Annotated in this window: 18 protein-coding genes; 10 read left to right on the top strand and 8 right to left on the bottom strand. The window is 65.2% G+C overall.

The features are described 5' to 3' along the window. Positions 1-24 precede the first annotated feature (24 nt). The 5 genes from LRK53_RS07015 to LRK53_RS06995 all read left to right on the top strand — a co-directional run bounded on the left by LRK53_RS07015 (position 25) and on the right by LRK53_RS06995 (position 4,700). Positions 25-861, top strand: a complete 837-nt coding sequence (locus LRK53_RS07015) for an alpha/beta hydrolase (RefSeq protein WP_235642585.1) — start codon at positions 25-27, stop codon at positions 859-861. Beyond that, positions 861-1,241 carry a DMT family transporter gene (locus LRK53_RS07010; protein WP_027493584.1) on the top strand — a complete coding sequence of 127 codons (381 nt, stop codon included), beginning with the start codon at positions 861-863 and terminating at the stop codon, positions 1,239-1,241. The genes LRK53_RS07015 and LRK53_RS07010 overlap by 1 nt, the downstream gene beginning before the upstream one ends. Then, a complete protein-coding gene (locus tag LRK53_RS07005; protein WP_027493585.1) occupies positions 1,238-1,645 on the top strand; it encodes a DMT family transporter in 408 nt (135 codons plus the stop codon). Before LRK53_RS07010 ends, LRK53_RS07005 begins: the two co-directional genes overlap by 4 nt. 22 nt (positions 1,646-1,667) lie before the next feature. After that, positions 1,668-2,867: a DegT/DnrJ/EryC1/StrS family aminotransferase gene (locus LRK53_RS07000; protein WP_037090240.1), complete on the top strand. Its 1,200-nt coding sequence runs from the start codon at positions 1,668-1,670 to the stop codon at positions 2,865-2,867. A gap of 147 nt (positions 2,868-3,014) precedes the next feature. After that, the gene (locus LRK53_RS06995) at positions 3,015-4,700 is read left to right on the top strand and encodes an ArnT family glycosyltransferase (protein WP_235642584.1); all 1,686 of its coding nucleotides are present in this window, start codon (positions 3,015-3,017) and stop codon (positions 4,698-4,700) included. Between the two features lie 21 nt (positions 4,701-4,721). Here the strand turns inward: LRK53_RS06995 and LRK53_RS06990 are convergent, their stop codons facing one another. Then, entirely contained in the window at positions 4,722-4,991 is a 270-nt protein-coding gene (locus LRK53_RS06990) for a hypothetical protein (RefSeq protein ID WP_185754686.1), read from the bottom strand. A 345-nt stretch (positions 4,992-5,336) separates the two neighbouring features. Here LRK53_RS06990 and LRK53_RS06985 point away from each other — a divergent pair, with 345 nt between their 5' ends. The 3 genes from LRK53_RS06985 to LRK53_RS06975 all read left to right on the top strand — a co-directional run bounded on the left by LRK53_RS06985 (position 5,337) and on the right by LRK53_RS06975 (position 7,304). Then, on the top strand, positions 5,337-6,299 hold the full coding sequence (locus tag LRK53_RS06985; RefSeq protein WP_027493587.1) for an IS1595 family transposase: 963 nt from the start codon (positions 5,337-5,339) through the stop codon (positions 6,297-6,299). A gap of 178 nt (positions 6,300-6,477) precedes the next feature. Further along, positions 6,478-6,798 (top strand): hypothetical protein, encoded by a 321-nt coding sequence (locus LRK53_RS06980; protein WP_185754687.1) that lies wholly within the window; start codon positions 6,478-6,480, stop codon positions 6,796-6,798. After that, complete coding sequence (locus LRK53_RS06975; protein ID WP_185754688.1) at positions 6,795-7,304, top strand: hypothetical protein; 510 nt, start codon at positions 6,795-6,797, stop codon at positions 7,302-7,304. Before LRK53_RS06980 ends, LRK53_RS06975 begins: the two co-directional genes overlap by 4 nt. 352 nt (positions 7,305-7,656) lie before the next feature. Here the strand turns inward: LRK53_RS06975 and LRK53_RS06970 are convergent, their stop codons facing one another. The 4 genes from LRK53_RS06970 to LRK53_RS06955 form a co-directional block, all read right to left on the bottom strand. Continuing rightward, positions 7,657-7,890 (bottom strand): integrase core domain-containing protein, encoded by a 234-nt coding sequence (locus tag LRK53_RS06970; RefSeq protein WP_027493588.1) that lies wholly within the window; start codon positions 7,888-7,890, stop codon positions 7,657-7,659. Positions 7,891-8,242: 352 nt separating this feature from the next. Continuing rightward, entirely contained in the window at positions 8,243-9,184 is a 942-nt protein-coding gene (locus LRK53_RS06965) for an IS1595 family transposase (protein WP_235642583.1), read from the bottom strand. Positions 9,185-9,358: 174 nt separating this feature from the next. After that, on the bottom strand, positions 9,359-10,270 hold the full coding sequence (locus LRK53_RS06960) for an arginase family protein (RefSeq protein WP_027493790.1): 912 nt from the start codon (positions 10,268-10,270) through the stop codon (positions 9,359-9,361). Further along, on the bottom strand, positions 10,263-11,333 hold the full coding sequence (locus tag LRK53_RS06955) for a GNAT family N-acetyltransferase (protein ID WP_027493791.1): 1,071 nt from the start codon (positions 11,331-11,333) through the stop codon (positions 10,263-10,265). Before LRK53_RS06955 ends, LRK53_RS06960 begins: the two co-directional genes overlap by 8 nt. Before the next feature lie 91 nt (positions 11,334-11,424). On the opposite strand from LRK53_RS06955, the gene LRK53_RS06950 reads away from it, so the two are divergent. Both LRK53_RS06950 and LRK53_RS06945 read left to right on the top strand, forming a co-directional pair. Further along, entirely contained in the window at positions 11,425-11,697 is a 273-nt protein-coding gene (locus LRK53_RS06950) for an acyl carrier protein (RefSeq protein WP_027493792.1), read from the top strand. Beyond that, the gene (locus LRK53_RS06945; RefSeq protein ID WP_027493793.1) at positions 11,697-12,929 is read left to right on the top strand and encodes a beta-ketoacyl-[acyl-carrier-protein] synthase family protein; all 1,233 of its coding nucleotides are present in this window, start codon (positions 11,697-11,699) and stop codon (positions 12,927-12,929) included. The genes LRK53_RS06950 and LRK53_RS06945 overlap by 1 nt, the downstream gene beginning before the upstream one ends. A 320-nt stretch (positions 12,930-13,249) precedes the next feature. Here the strand turns inward: LRK53_RS06945 and vapC are convergent, their stop codons facing one another. The 3 genes from vapC to LRK53_RS06930 form a co-directional block, all read right to left on the bottom strand. Next, complete coding sequence (gene vapC, locus LRK53_RS06940) at positions 13,250-13,642, bottom strand: type II toxin-antitoxin system VapC family toxin (protein ID WP_027493794.1); 393 nt, start codon at positions 13,640-13,642, stop codon at positions 13,250-13,252. Continuing rightward, positions 13,639-13,854 carry a type II toxin-antitoxin system VapB family antitoxin gene (locus LRK53_RS06935; RefSeq protein ID WP_235642582.1) on the bottom strand — a complete coding sequence of 72 codons (216 nt, stop codon included), beginning with the start codon at positions 13,852-13,854 and terminating at the stop codon, positions 13,639-13,641. Before LRK53_RS06935 ends, vapC begins: the two co-directional genes overlap by 4 nt. A gap of 564 nt (positions 13,855-14,418) precedes the next feature. After that, positions 14,419-15,822 carry an aspartate aminotransferase family protein gene (locus LRK53_RS06930; protein WP_027493796.1) on the bottom strand — a complete coding sequence of 468 codons (1,404 nt, stop codon included), beginning with the start codon at positions 15,820-15,822 and terminating at the stop codon, positions 14,419-14,421. Between the last annotated feature and the right edge of the window lie 25 nt (positions 15,823-15,847).

The following is a 15,847-nucleotide window of genomic DNA, read 5'->3' as shown; positions in this document are numbered from 1 at the left end:
CGTTCGTTCCCGCAAGGCCATCGCGTGATCCAGCAAACCGACTTTTTCCTCGAGGGTGGCCGCAGCGGCGTGCTGCTGATCCACGGCCTCACCGGCACGCCGATGGAAATGAAGCTGCTCGGCAAGGGCCTGAACAACGCCGGCTTCACCGTGCACGGCATGCAGCTGGCCGGCCACTGCGGCAATGTCGAGGACCTGCTCGCCACCGGCTGGCGCGACTGGTACGCCAGCGTCGAGCAGGCTGCCGACGCAATGCTCGACAAGGTCGACCAGCTGTTCGTCGGCGGTCTCTCGATGGGCGCGCTGCTGGCGCTGAAACTGGCCGCCGAGCGGCCCGGGCGGGTCGCCGGCGTGGGCGTGTACGGCGCCACCTTCCGCTACGACGGCTGGAGCATCCCGAAACTGGCGCGGCTGTCGTTCCTGCTGCCGCTGCTGAAGAAACTCGGCATCGGCCGCGACCGCAGCTTCATGGAGCAGCCGCCCTACGGCATCCGCGACGAGCGCCTGCGCGCGCAGGTCAGTGCGGCGATGCTCGGCGGCGACAGTGCTGCCGCCGGCCTGCCCGGCAACCCGTGGTACTCGCTGGCCGAGATGTACGGCCTGGCGGCCGACGTGCGCCGCCGGCTACCGCGGGTAACCGCGCCGTGCCTGGTCGCCCACGCCAGCGACGACGACGTGGCCAGCACCAAGAACGCCGAGCTGGTCATGCGTCAGGTCAGCGCGCCGACCGAGCTGCTGCTGCTCGAGGACAGCTACCACATGATCACCATCGACAAGCAGCGGCGCACCCTGATCCAGCGCTCGGCCGCGTTCTTCAACGGCATCGCCGCATCGAACGGCACGCAGCGCGCCGCCGCCTGATGATGGCGGCGGAGGGATCCATCTCCACCCTCGTGGCGAGCCTGTGGCTCCTCAACATCGTGCTCGATACCGGCGGCCAGCTGGCGTTCAAGGCCGCCGCGGGCGACCCGGCGGCCGGCGACGGCCTGGCGCGCTGGAAACACATGGCGTCGCGGCCATGGCTGTGGCTCGGCGTCGGCAGCTACGTGGCCGAATTCCTGGTGTGGATCGCGTTCCTCTCGTTGGTCCCGTTGTCCGAGGGCGTGCTGCTGGGCTCGATCAACATCGTCGCGATCATGCTCGCCGGGCGTTTCCTGTTCGGCGAGAAGCTCACCCGGTGGCGCGTCGCCGGCATTGCGCTGGTCACGCTCGGCGTGACGATCGTGGGGCTGGGCACATGAAGCGCTTCTACCTGCTCGGTTTCCTGCTGCTGATGGGCTTCGACACGCTCGCGCAGATCAGCTTCAAGTACGCCGGTACCCAGGCGCTGCCGGTGGAGGCCAGCCTGGCATGGCTGCTGCGCGTGTTCGGCCAGCCGTGGGTCTACGGCGCGGTGATCGGTTACGTCGGCGCGTTCTTCACCTGGATGGCGCTGCTCAAGCACGCACCGATCGGCCCCGCCTTCGCCGCCTCGCATCTGGAAGTGGTCTCGGTGATGCTGCTGTCGATCTGGCTGTTCGACGAGCAGCTCACCCTCGCCCGCGCGCTGGGCGCGCTGGCGATCATCGCCGGCATCGTCTGCCTCGGCTTCGCCGAGAGCCGCGAACACGCCGCGGAAGCCGACGCCGACCCGGCGCTTGGCTAGACGCCCGCGCTACGCTGCGCGCATGCTGCCCCATCGCCGCCACGAACTGCCTCCCACCGCCGGCCTGCCGCTGCGGCTGGCCGACCTGCGCCCCGGCGCGCCGACACTGGCCGACGACGTCGCCGCTCTGCTGGGCACCCCGCCACTGTCACTGACCTGTTCCGGCACCGCGGCGCTGCTGCTGACGCTCACCACGCTGCGCGAACTCGCTCCGCGCCGCCGCGTGGTGGTGCCGGCTTATACCTGCCCGCTGGTGGCGATCGCCGTGCAGCAGGCCGGGCTGGAGCTGCAGCTGTGCGATCTCCGGCCCGGCCACTACGACATGGATCCGTCCGCGCTGCGCGCGGCCTGCGACGAGCACACGCTGGCGATCGTGCCGACCCACCTGGCCGGCCGCGTCGCCGACGTCGATGACGCGCTGGCCGTCGCACGCAGCGTCGGCGCATACGTGATCGAGGACGCCGCGCAGGCGCTGGGCGCGCGCCGCGGCGAGGCCAGCGTGGGGTTGGCCGGCGACGCGGGCTTCTTCAGCCTCGCCGCCGGCAAGGGCCTGTCGATCTACGAGGGCGGCCTGCTCGCCGCACGCGACCCCGCGCTGCGCGAGCGGCTGGCCGACGCGGCGAAGCGCGTGCCGCCGCACGCCGGCTGGGAGTGGCGGCGGCGCCTCGAACTGCTCGGCTACGCCGCGCTGTACCGACCGTGGGGCCTGCGCCTGGCCTACGGCAACCCGCTGCGCCGCGCACTGCGCCGCGGCGACGAGATTGCCGCCGTGGGCGACGACTTCCCCCTGGCCATCCCGCTGCACCGCGTCGGCCGCTGGCGGCAGACGGTGGGCGCGCATGCCGTGCCGCGGCTGCCGGCGTTTCTCGATCAGTTGTCCATGCAGGCGCAACGCCGCCTGCCACGGTTGCGTCGGATCGACGGCATCGAAGTACTCGACGACCCCGCCGGCGCCCACGGCACCTGGCCATTCTTCCTGCTGCTGCTGCCTGACCACCGGCGCCGCGACGCCGCGCTGGCGCAGCTGTGGCAGGCCGGCCATGGCGTCAGCCGCCTGTTCATCCACGCCTTGCCCGACTACCCCTATCTCGTCGGCACGGTGCCCGCGCAGGACGTGCCGCACGCCCGCGACTTCGCCGCACGCAGCCTCAGCATCGGCAACAGCCCGTGGATGACCGATGCGGACTTCGAGGCGATCTGCGGGATACTCGAACGCTGTTGAAGCGGCCGCGCGGCATGTTGTCGCACTGCGGACAATTCACACCGACGAAATCGTCCACCCGCAACAATGACGCTCCGGTTCGCGGTCGCCCACACGCTGGCGACCGCGACGGTTCCGCGCGGTTCCCACACAGTTTCCGAGGGTGGCATGACGGCAATACAAGGCAAGGATCTCATTGGCGGGTTACGCGGAAACCCGCGCCTGCAAGGGATCGCGGCACTGATCCTGCTGCTGCCGCCAGTGTTCTTCCTGTTTCCGGTGCCGATCGACGAGACGCGCTACCTCGCGGTGGCGTGGAACATGCACCTGAGCGGCCAGTGGCTGGTGCCGTGGCTGGACGGCGCGCCGTATTCGGACAAGGCGCCGCTGCTGTTCTGGCTGATCAACCTGACCTGGTCGGTGACCGGCGTGCACGCCTGGGCGGCACGCCTGCTGGAGCTGCTTCTGCTGCTGGCCACCCTCCCGCTGCTCGGCCGGCGGCTGGGTGCCGGGGCCACCGCCGTGCGGGCCTCGCTGTGGCTGTGGCTGGGCTGCGCCGCCGTCGCGGTGTATGCCGGTACGGTGATGTTCGACATGCTGCTTACGTTATGCACGCTGGTGGCGTGGCGGGCCACGCCAGCACTGGCCGGCCGGCGCTGGCCGCTCGCGGTGGCGGCGATGGCGGTGGCGCTGGGTGCGGGGGTCCTGGTCAAGGGGCCGGTCGCGCTGCTGGTGGGCGGCGTGCCGGCGCTGCTGGCACCGTGGTGGCTGCCGCAGGCGCGGCCGCTGGTGACCTGGCTGCGGCTGCTCGCCGCGTTGCTCGGTGCCGTGCTGCTGGCGCTGGCCTGGGCGCTGCCTGCGGCCCGGGCGGGCGGCACGCAGTACGCGGATGCGATCTTCCTGCACCAGACGGTGGGGCGCGTGGTGCAGAGCTTCGCGCACGCCCGGCCATGGTGGTGGTACCTGCCGATCCTGCCGGCGATGATGCTGCCATGGGTGGCCTCGGTCAGGCGCGGCGGGTCCGCGCCGGTGCCTGCCGGCGGGGTGGTGGACCGCTTCATGGCGGCTGCCTTCGTTCCCGCCTTCGTCCTGTTCAGCCTGATCAGCGGCAAGCAGCCGCACTACCTGCTGCCGTTGCTGCCGGCACTGGCCCTGGCCGGCGGGGTTCGCCTCGGCGCAGGCCGCTGGCGCGTGGTGGGCTGGCGCGTCGGGCTGGTGCTGGCGCTGATCGGCATCGCCGTGGCGGTCGGCCTGGGTCGGCTGGCGGTGAATCACGCCGGTCGCATCGAGGCGATCGCCTGCGGCGTGCTGATCGTCGTTGTGGGGCTGTCGTTCATCATGGAGCGGCGGACGACGTCGCTGCCGGTGGACCGCGCCGCGCTCGGCATGCTGGCGGCGCTGCTGCTGTGCAAGCTCGCCTTCGTGCTGGGCGCCGCCCCCCGCTACGACGTCATGGCGGCAGCCCGCCGCGTGGCCGCCGCGCAACAGGCCGGCGTGCCGCTGCTGTTCGCCGGCCCGCAGTACGGCCTGCTCACCTTCGCCGGCCGGCTGACCGCGCCGATCCCGGCCACCGCCAACCCGGCCGCGGTAGCCGCATGGGCGCACGCCCATCCGCAAGGCTGGGTGATCACCAACGAGCCGGACTACCACTATCCGGCCACACCGCTGTACCGCCAGCCCTATCGCGACGGCAGCCTGCGCATCTGGCGCGCCGGTGACCTGACAGGTGCGGCGTCGGCACCTCCGCTTACCCAGACCCTGTCTGACTACCCTACCTCACCGGCACGGTGCCCTCCGCGGACGTGCCCTATGCGCGCGACTTCGCCGCGCGCAGCCACCGGCAACGGCCCGTGAATGGTGCCTACTTGGGATAACTTACTTCCCCAGCAATTTGCGCAGAATCACGCGCCCGTCGACGTCTAGATAATAATGAACCTCAGGGATCGACGACGGCTTTTCAGCCCATGGATCATTACCGCTAGCCGCTGGTGGCACAAAAACCACCTCAATACCCTGGCTACTGCTGGAAACGATCATGCGATAGCTCTGCCACTTATACCCGTCTTCTCGGAAACGCTCTGTGGCACGGAACACCGCTTGAGATCTTGATTCGCCTAGATCAATCCCTTCAGACTCATTCGACATAGCTACTCCTGAGCAGCCAAGCAAGACTAAATAAATTAGGAGTAACGAAATCCACTTGCTTGTGCACATGCCGACGCCCAATCCGCGTTAATGAAGTGGAATTACTACGCCTGAAGCTGGGTTGTACTGATAAAACAGGCCACTTGGCGTCCCTAAGTAAGATATGAAAGGTTTGAAAAACTTGGCCCTGAATTTGGCGTCGTCCATGTCCTGCTGAGAGAAGCAGTCGTCGTAAAAGTCACTCCTTGCCTTGTCCTGATTAGCGACGACGCTCAGCCGGCCATCGCGTGATGTGAGACACGACCGGCGCAACCTCGGGGCCATGTTACGAAGCGGAGAGTCGTCATGGCCATGAACCAGGTGCCGTTCCAGTCGGGGTTGTCGATGGCGCGGTTCATCCAGCAGTACGGCACGGAGGCGAAGTGCTATCGGGCGCTGTACCGGGCACGCTGGCCGCAGGGCTTCCGCTGTCCGAAGTGCAACAGCCGGCCGCGCTCGCGGTTTCGCCGTGCGGGCCGGATTTACTACCAGTGCCGTGCCTGCCGCCATCAGACGACGCTGACCAGCGGGACGGTGTTCGAGGGCAGCAAGCTGCCGCTGACAACGTGGTTCTTGGCCATGCACTTGTTGACCGGCAGCAAGACCAACATGGCGGCGCTGGAACTGAAGCGGCACGTGGGCGTGTGCTACGACACCGCCTGGAAGCTCAAGCACAAGATCATGCAGGTCATGACCGAGCGCGAGGAGCCACGCCAGCTTGCCGGTTTCGTGCAGATCGACGATGCCTACCTCGGCGGTGAGCGCAACGGCGGCAAGCCGGGGCGCGGCTCGGAAAACAAGCAGCCGTTCGTCATCGCGGTAGCCACCGACGAAGCGCTGGAGCACCCGACCTTTGCCGTGATCGAGCCGGTGCGCAGCTTCGACAATGTCTCGCTCACCGACTGGGGCCAGCGTCGCCTCGCCCCCGGTGCCGAGGTCTTCAGCGACGGCCTAGGCTGCTTCCGGCGAGTCGTCGAGCTGGATCACGCGCACACCGTGCTGGAAACCGCTGGCGGGCGCGCCGCCACCGAGGTCAAGGGCGCGCGCTGGGTGAACGTGGTGCTCGGTAACGTCAAGCGCGCCATCAGCGGCTGCTACCACGCCATGCGGCAAGCCAAGTACGCGCGGCGCTATCTGGCCGAAGCCGCCTACCGGTTCAACCGCCGGTTTCGTCTCGCCGCGCTGCTGCCGCGACTGGCGCGCGCCATGGTGCTGTGCAAGCCTTGGCCAGAGCCGAAATTGCGCGCCGTCGACAATTTTCATAGCTGAGCGTCGTCGCTAATCAGGAGCTCCGATGGCGGCGATCAGAGCGTGTTGCATGCGGGCATGCAGATCTGTCAGGTAGGTGCGCATGGACGCGTCAGAAAGTGCACTCTGACCCCTGTTTTCAAATAATTTGTCAGATTACGGATATTCATTTGCTTCGCACAACACTAGCATAGAGTTCTTGGGTGAGGGTTACGCGACCTTAAATAATGTTGCTGCGCAGCAAGAGGTGTATAACTCGACCGGACTTAATATAGGGGTCGCTTCCGCCAATCAGTCTGTGAATGTTCCTCAATATAAGGAGGTATATAATAATTACATGAGTGGCGGTGAAGGTTCTTACGATGCTGCACAGCAAATTGGTGCGATATATAGAAATGGTGAAATTCCTGGCGGAGATCAGACTATTCCAGTGGGGACTCCATTCACTACGAATGGTTCGTACGGAACTCATTATTTCAATGGATTTCTAAATATATTTTATAATTGGAGTCACAAATGAAATTAAGTAAACATATTATTATTTTCCTTGTTTCTATACTTGCTGGTAATGCGGCAGTAGCTAGAGATGTGGCTCAGGCAGATAAATTTTTATTATCTGTTAATAGGCTTGCTTCGACTAATAATTTTAGTACCGATATGGTCAAATCATATTTTTGTCTGACAATGGTCCGAGGCGAATCTGGTCGAATTGGATATGTTAGATATCGAGGGATGGGATCTGGCTGTGGCCTTCCCATTAGGGCGTTTGAGGTTGATATTCCAAGTGTCTCAGCCAACGATGATATTTTTGTTAAAATTTCACTAAGTAACAAAGTGTGTTTGGTACCAAAAATATTTGAAGACACCTTTCCTGGAGGGACCTCTTCTTTGATGCCTGACGCGGGCATTCCATATTACAGCGCAAAAATTGGGCTAAACACTGCTAGCGCGTCCTATCAATCGTTCTTAAATGGTAAATATTGCATATACGAAATCAATCTTAAAATTAAGCAAAGTGCAAAGTGAAAACCGATTTAAGGGGACGATTTAAGGCGTAAGCTCCCCCGTTGTGCTGTCCGCTGTCCGAATAGCCCTTACGAGTCGTTAGCGGGGCTCTTTTCTGAAGCGATCGTCGTCCGACATGGTCGACAAGCGCCGTCCTGGGTGTGCTGTCCGCTGTCCGAATGGCCTTTCCGTGTTGTTGGCGCGGCCTTTTTTGTGAAGCGATCGTCTTTCGAAATGACCGGTGAGCGCCGGTCTGGCGTGTCGGATGTACGTCCTTCCCGGGATTTCCGCGCCAACCCCGTGTTCTTTGACAACACGAACGGCTTGGGGCCTTCCGCGATCCGGACAGGCATAGGTTCGTCGTGGCGTGGCGTCAGCGCTGCAGGTATTCGCCCTGCAACAGCCCGTCCCACCCCTCGAACCAAAGCCGTCGTCGCGGCGGCCGGCGGATGTCGATGCCTTCCCAGGCCTCCATCGGCGTGAGGCTGCCTAGGTGCTGATGAGGGCGCACATGGTTGTACCAGCAGCAGAAGATCGTCAGCGATGCGTGTAGTGCGGCGGCATCGGCTACCGCCCAGCGGTCGAGCTTGTCCTTGAGTGTGCCCAATTTAAGGGACTGGGCTGGGCAAACCGCCGGCCACTCTTAGCATCGCCAAAAACGCGGGACAGACCTTGAGCATCCCCAGAACCCGGCGCGATGGTGATGGCGTTTACAGGGATGTTCAACGATGAGCCGTTGATGACAGTGGTGACCACGTTGTACTGACCGAACTGACCGGTCCATGTACTTGTGATGGCAGCGGCCATGGCTTGTTGTTGGCCAAACGTCCCGCCCGTAAACGTAATTGGGAGAACAATAGAGATGTTGTTTCCCGACTGCCATATGTAGCCCACTAACCCCGTCGGGTCGACGGCGGCGAGTGGATTGTTCTTCACATAGGCAGACCTGATTCCCCACCTTACGCATCCAACGTTGCGAGCCGATAGCTCAGCGGCGGCGTCCGCGCCGCGGCGACGATGAGGCGCGGTACCAGGGCGGCCAGGTCGAAGCGGCGATTGAAGCGGTAGCAGAACTCGGACAAATAGCGCTGCAGGTACTTCGGACGCAGCGCATGGTAGGTGCCATGCAGCGCGTTCTTGACGTTACCCAGCACGGGGTTGACCCCCGTGAAGATGGGATGCCCCCGAGTGGGGACGCCGCCGCCGGTGGGCATGGCGGTATGCGTGCAATCGGCATCGGTCACGCCCGGAAAACACTTCAGCCCATCGGGGACAACCGCCGTGCCCGGCGCCAGGTGGCGTTGGGCCCATGCCGCCAACGCCTTTTTGCGAAACCCGGCCACCTCATCCATCCGCATGGCGATGGGGTGCCCCTCGGCGGTGCACTGCACCGCCGCCACAAACGGGGTCTTGCCAGGGCTGCCGCGGCCCACGCCGCCGCCGTGGCGTTCGCCGCCCCAGTACGCATCGTCCATCATCACGATGCCGCCCAGGACCTGCTCGCTGTCGCGCTCGACCATCGCCTGCATCAACTTGGGCTTGAGCAGCCACGCCGTGTGGTACGACACGCCCAATTGCCGCCGCAGCGCCAGCGCCGAGATGCCATTCTTGTGCTGGGTCAGCAGATAAATCGCCAGAAACCACGTCCGCAGCGGCAACCTGGTTTCGGCGAACAGCGCGCCGCTGGTCAGCGACACCTGCCGCTTGCAGCGATTGCACTGGTACACGTCGCGACGCTTGAGATGGCCATGACTCGTATGACCGCAGTCCAGGCAGCGCCATCCCTTCGGCCAGCGTGCCTTCATCAGCGCCTCGCGGCACTGCTGCTCGCTACCGTAACGGTCAAGAAAGGCCGTCAGACTCAGGCCGGGTTGGAACTGCACTTGATTCCTGGCTGCCATGGGACTTCCTCCTTCGCAGCAGGAGGTTGCAGCATCTACCCACGACGTATCATGGGCGGCGACAGGTGGGGAATCAGGAACCCTTTTCCTTGATGACCCAACCTCGTGCCGTACTCCGCGAAGCTATCCGGTTGAATGGCCATCCAAAAAGGGCTTAAGTAAGTGCCATTCGAGTCACGTACTACTTTTCATACTGTTGAACTGTGCTGGCCCTAGCGTCGCGATCGCCTGCAGCAGTTCGAGGTTCAACGTGTGCTGCTGCGCCTGCCAGTCGGCCAGTTGCGCGGTGTCGATCACCGGCTGCTCGTCCAGCGCCGACAGCTTGCGCTTCCACCAGCTGCGATAGCGGTAGTGCGAGATCTCGCCGTTGATGTCGCTGCCGAGCAGGCCGTGGCGCAGGCTGCCGATCAGCGCCCGCGCGTGGTCGAGTTGCAGGCGGCCCTGGTCCCAGTTCGTGCGCGCCACGTCGGCGGCGAACACGTCCTTGTCGATCGACAGGTAGCTCGGCGCGGCCTGCGTGCGCTGGAACTCGACGAACGCGTCGACCAGCGCCTCGGCGCTGTCGAAACCGCGGAATGCGTGCGCCAGGCCAAGCCGGCGCGACCAGCGCGTGTCCACGCCGATGCTCCAGTAGCTCAGCTTGCGGCGGCGCAGCGGCGCCAGATAGTTCTCCCACGCGTGGCCGGCGCCGATGTCGGCGGAGGTGATGCCGAGCACGTGCACGTGGCTTACCTGCGGCAGCAGCGCCACCTTGCGCACCCACGAGCCGCAGTGCACGCCGAACGGGAAGCGCATGTTGTCCGGGTGGTTGTCCAGCACCACCACCTGGAACGGCACCTCGCTGCGCACGCGTTCGATCAGCGGCCAGCTCAGATGATGGAAGTCACCGCTGCCGGTGAACACGGTGCCGTGGCGTTCGGGCAGCAGCTGCTGCAGCATGGTGCGGAAGCGTTGTATCGTCTGCAGCGAACAGCCGAAGCGGATCGACTCCTGCCAATGCTCCAGCGGCAGCACCAGGCGGCCCGGCAACGGCCCCACCGAGTTGTCGATATCCAGCACCACCGGGCGCCCCGCCAGCCTATCCATCGACCGCCTCCGCCGCCGCCTGCCACTGGCGGTCGCTCTCGAAATGGCTGCCCAGCCGGCGCAGCAGCGCGCGCAGCAGCGGGTTGCGCGCGTACACCGCGTGGCGGGTGAAGGTGAAGCTCGCGCCGAGGAAGGACTTCACTTCCGGGTCGGTCCAGCCGGCCACGTAGTGGCTCAGGCCGCGTTCGCGCGCGTAGCCGAGGTTGTGCATCCAGCTCACGAAGTACAGGTTGTGCTCGCGCGCTTCGGGGTAGGCGAAGCCGATGTACTTGTCGACCAGCTTGCCGCCGTGTTCGTAGCAGAGGTTCCAGCCGATCATCTTGCCGGCGTGGCGGTACACGAACACCACCCCGCCGCTGGCCGCGTCCTGCAGCAGCAGGCGGAAGAACGTCGCGCTGAGACGGTCGAAGTGGATCTCGCTTTGCGCGTACACGTTGTCGAACAGTGCGTGGAACGCCGCCAGCGTGGCCTCGTTGCGGAAGCAGGCGTCGCCGGTGCGCAGCGTCTCGATCTCGAGGTCGGCGCGCGAGCGCAGCTTGCGCCTGATGTTCTTGCGCCGACCGGGCGACAGCCGGGCCAGGTACTCGTCGTCCGAGCCGAAGTCGATCGGCACGAAAGCCAGCGCCTGGCCTTCCAGCAGCACGAAGCCCTGCGCTTCGCAGGCGGCGGCGAAGGCGCGCGCGTGGGCGTTCGCGGCGGCGTCCAGCAGCGGCGACTCCTGCGCAATGTCCTTCACGATCAGCAGCCGGCACTCGCGTCCGAACGCAGCCTTCAGCCCCTGCGCCAGCAGCGTGGGCGACACGCCGGCGGGCAGCGGCGCGTACTCGCTCACCGTGGTGCCGGCGAAGCGGGTGCGCCAGCGCAGCAGCCGGCTCCAGCGGCGGTACAGCGGCAGCGCGGCCACGCGGCGGCGCAGCGGTGCGTCGGCAGTGGTCAGCAGGTCGAACGGCGCCACGAACGCCGGCATGCCCTGCGGCGAATGGTCCACCGCGAAGCCGTGCGGCGGCTCCAGCATGAACGCCGCGAGCAACGCATCCGGTTCCAGTTGCGAAATGAAAGGCATGAGTAAACGAGTTTGCCTAGACTGTGCGTCAGCCTGCACGAGACACCTTGCGCGGGCCTTCCATCACTGTCTGCCAACGAAGGACATCGTCATGACCGCAACGATCCAGCAGCAGTTGTTCGAGATCATCGCCAAGCAGGCCAAGATCGACGTGGCGACGATCCGGCCCGAATCCACCCTGAAGGATCTGGGCATCGCTTCACTGGAGGCGATCGAGATGATCTTCGACATCGAGGAGCACTTCAACATCAACTTCCCCGACCAGCAGGGCGCCAACTTCGACACCGACACTGCGCAGAGCCTGGTCGACGCGGTGCAGAAGGCACTGGCCGACAAGGCCGCCGCGGGCGAAGGAAGCAAGTGATGCCCATCGTGTCGACGCGCCGGGTGGTGATCACTGGCATGGGCGCCATCAGCCCGCTTGGCGTAGGCGCCGCGGCGCTGTGGCAGGGCCTGCGCGAGGGCCGCAGCGCGATCGGCCCGCTGCGTCACGTCGACGCTGGGCGCCTGCGCGTGAAGGTCGCCGCCCAGGTACCAGAGAGTTTCGACCCCGCCGCGCACATCGACGAGCGCACCCTGCCCCTGCTCGATCGCACCTCGGAGTTCGCACTGCACGCGGCGCGCGAGGCGGTGGTGCAGTCCGGCGTGGACTTCGCCGGCGACGGCCTGGGCCAGCGCACCGCGGTGATCGTGGGCACCGGTGTCGGCGGCGAGACCACCCAGGACGAGCAGAGCCGGCGCCTGTACGCCGAGAACACTCCGCGCGCGCACCCGCTCACCATCGTGCGGCTGATGACCAACGCCTCAGCCAGCCAGATCAGTATCGCGTACGGCCTGCATGGCCCCACCTATGCGGTGGCCAGCGCCTGCGCCTCGGCCAACCACGCGATCATCCAGGCCGCGCAGATGATCCGTTACGGCATGGCCGACGCCGCCGTCACCGGCGGTACCGAAGCCTGCCTCACGTACGGCGCGCTGCGCGCATGGGAGGCGATGCGCGTGCTCGCCGACGACACCTGCCGCCCGTTCAGCGCGAACCGGCGCGGCCTGGTGCTGGGCGAAGGCGCCGGCATCTTCGTGCTGGAATCGCTGGAGCATGCGCAGGCGCGCGGCGCCACCATCCTCGCCGAACTCGCCGGCACCGGCATGAGCGCCGACGCCAGCGACATCGTGATGCCCAGCGCCGAAGGCGCCGCGGCCGCGATGCAACAGGCACTGCAGGAAGCCGAACTGAACCCAGGCGACGTGGACTACATCAACGCCCACGGTACCGGCACCCAGGCCAACGACGTCACCGAAACGCGCGCCATCCGCCTCGCCTTCGGCGCGCAAGCCGACCGCCTCGCAGTGTCCTCCACCAAGTCCATGCACGGCCACGCGCTGGGCGCCTCCGGCGCACTGGAACTGGTCGCCGCGATCGGCGCGCTGCGCGAGAACGTGGTGCCGCCCACCGCGAACCTGGACAAGGTCGATCCGGCCTGCGACCTCGACTACGTGCCGAACGTGGCGCGCGAGATGCCGGTGCGAGTGGTGCTCAGCAACTCGTTCGCGTTCGGCGGACTGAACGCGGTGTTGGCGTTGAAGCGGGCGCCCTGAGCGGCGGCGGCGCAAACAAGCCCGCCTCTCACCCGTCATTCCTGCGAAGGCAGGAATGGCAGTGCCTTAGCCTTTGTGTTGCCGCAAGCGGTATGTGTCAAGGTAGTTGTCGCCTCACCGGTCATGCGGCTTTGGGCGCGATCGGGTCGGGTCGCTCGGGGTTGAGGTAGACGGCATCATCCAGATGCCAGTTGCGTGTCGGCCCGCTCCATCGTTGCGGATGCGTCTGGCGAGCGGAATCGGGGTCAGGTTCAGTTCGCTTGAAACCGCGGCCACCTCACCTGCCCGCTGCACGCAGTCGTATCAGTACGCCAGCGTCGCTAAAAAACCGACTGCAACCCCAGGTGCACGACGAACGGCTCGAAGTCCCGGTCGCTGTGCAACAGCGTCAGTCCGTCCGTGATGCAGCGGGTGGCGATGAGGCAGTCGATCGTCTTGCGGACGGTGACGCCTTTTTCGCGCAAGGTGCGGAAATTCCGGGCGGCCTGCACTGCCGCGGCCTGGCCCCCGAGCTGCACGAGGTCGAGGCTGCCAAGCAGACGCAGAACGTCGCGGAACTCCTTGTCGCTGGTGGTCCCCTGCAGCACCTCGGTGAGAATCAGGTCCCCGATGGCCAGCGGCTCGGCTCCCAGCAGGCCATGCAGGCAATCCGTGTGCCGAGTTTCCACGCCACGCAGGTAGTCGATCCACACGCTGGAATCGACCAGGATCACGCATCCGTCCTCAGCTTTTCGAGGTTGCCCTGCCACTGAACCTTGCCGCGCAACGACTTGATCTGCTGCTGCCGCTTGAGTCGCACCAGGGTACGCAAGCCGAGCTCCACCGCCTCACGCTTGGTTTTGAGCCCCGCAGCCTTCATGGCATCGCGCATCAGCGCATCGTCGATCACGATATTGGTCCGCATGTGTATCTCCTCAAAATCCATACACACTCTAGCGCGGGGCGTGCTGACCGTTCAAGTCATTGGGAGAAAAGGCGAAAAGTGTTCGAGGCAAATAGCCATGAGTTCGCGGTGCTTCGGCTTCTGACGCGCAGGATGCGCGCCTGCTCTTCCGGGCCCCTGGGCGGCGGGTGAGGCGGGTGAGGCGGGGACGATCAGGCCGAGCAGCGGGCGTTGCCAGGAATGGCAACGCCTTTTCGCGCGGGCAGAAGCCCGCTCGAAAAGCCCGGCCCCGCCTCACGGACTTGCCGGGCAGGCGACGGCGTGGATGCCGGAGTTGAGGCAACGCAGGAGCGGTTGCCCGATGGCCGGACATGAAACAGCCACGCCAGTGACTGTTTCATGTGAGCGGGTCCGGGCGTGTATCGGACTCGCGATCGAAGAAAACCACAGGATGTGGTTTTCTTCACAAGCTCTGAGTGTTCGTGACAGCCCGATAGCTCCCGTACGGACGGTTGCCATCGCCAGGCCAGCGACTTTCAGGCGCTGGGCCCCAGCTTTCGCTGGGGCGACGGCGGTTTCTCGGGGTGCCGGAATGGCCGCAGAACCTTAGCCCTTCTTGGCCTTCGTCAGCAGCTGATCCAGCAAGCTGATCGCCAGATCGATCTCCTCGTGCGTGATGTCAAGCGAGGGCGCGAAGGTGATCACGTTCTTGTACCAGCCGCCCACGTCGAGCACCAGGCCGATCTTCTTGCCGTTGTGCGTAAGATCGCCGGCCAGGCCGATGTCAACCATCTTGTCGAGTAGCGCCTTGTTCGGGGTGAAGCCGTCGTCGGTGCAGATCTCGGCGCGCAGGGCGAGGCCGAGGCCGTCGACGTCGCCGATTTCCTTGTGCTTCTTCTGCAGCTCGCGCAGGCCTTCGAGGAAGTGCGCGCCCTTCACCGGCACGCTCTTCTCGTAGTCCAGTTCGTAGCCCATCTTGATCACTTCCAGACCCAGCGCGGTGCCTAGCGGGTTGGAGTTGAAGGTGGAGTGGGTGGAGCCCGGCGGGAAGATGGTGGGGTTGATCATCTCCTCGCGCGCCCACAGGCCGGACAGCGGGTTGAGGCCGTTGGTGAGCGCCTTGCCGAACACCACCACGTCCGGCGTGACGCCGAAGTGCTCGATCGACCACAGCTTGCCGGTGCGCCAGAAACCCATCTGGATCTCGTCGACCACCAGCAGGATGCCGTACTGGTCGAGCACCTTCTTCAGGCCCTTGAAGAAGCCCATTGGCGGGACGACATAGCCGCCGGTGCCCTGGATCGGCTCGACGTAGAACGCGGCGTACTCGCACTGGTTCGTTTTCGGATCCCACACGCCGTTGTATTCGGTTTCGAACAGGCGGGCGAACTGGTTCACGCAGCTGTCCGAATACTCCTCGGGGGTCATGCCCTTCGGGCGGCGGAACGGGTACGGGAACGGCAGGAACATCGCGCGTTCGCCGAAGTGGCCGAAGCGGCGGCGGTAACGGTAGCTGGAGGTGATCGACGAGGCGCCCAGGGTACGGCCGTGGTAGCCGCCCTCGAAGGCGAACATCAGGCTCTTGCCGTTCTTGTAGTTGCGCACCAGCTTCAGCGAATCCTCGATCGCCTGCGCGCCGCCCACGTTGAAGTGCACGCGGCCGTCCAGGCCGAACTTCTTCTTCGCATCCAGCGCCACCGTCTTGGCCAGCTCGATGCGGGTCTGGTGCAGGTACTGGCTGGCGACCTGCGGCAGCAGGTCGATCTGGCGCTTGAGCGTGTCGTTCAGGCGCTGGTTGCCGTAGCCGAAGTTGACCGCCGAGTACCACATCTGCAGGTCGAGGAACGGCGTGCCGGCGGTGTCGAACATGTAGCTGCCTTCGCCGTGGCGGAAGATCTTCGGCGGGTTTACGTAGTGCACGGTGTCGCCGAACGAGCTGTACTTGGCCTCGTCGGCAAGCAGCTCGGCGTCGTCGATCACCACGGAAGCGTTCTTGTCGAAAACATTCATCGGAAATCCGGAGTCGGTAAGCGGA

The organism is Rhodanobacter thiooxydans (assembly GCF_021545845.1).
In the GTDB taxonomy this organism is placed as follows: domain Bacteria; phylum Pseudomonadota; class Gammaproteobacteria; order Xanthomonadales; family Rhodanobacteraceae; genus Rhodanobacter.
The sequence above is the reverse complement of the archived record's forward strand: the minus strand, read 5'-3'. Positions and strand labels throughout refer to the sequence as shown.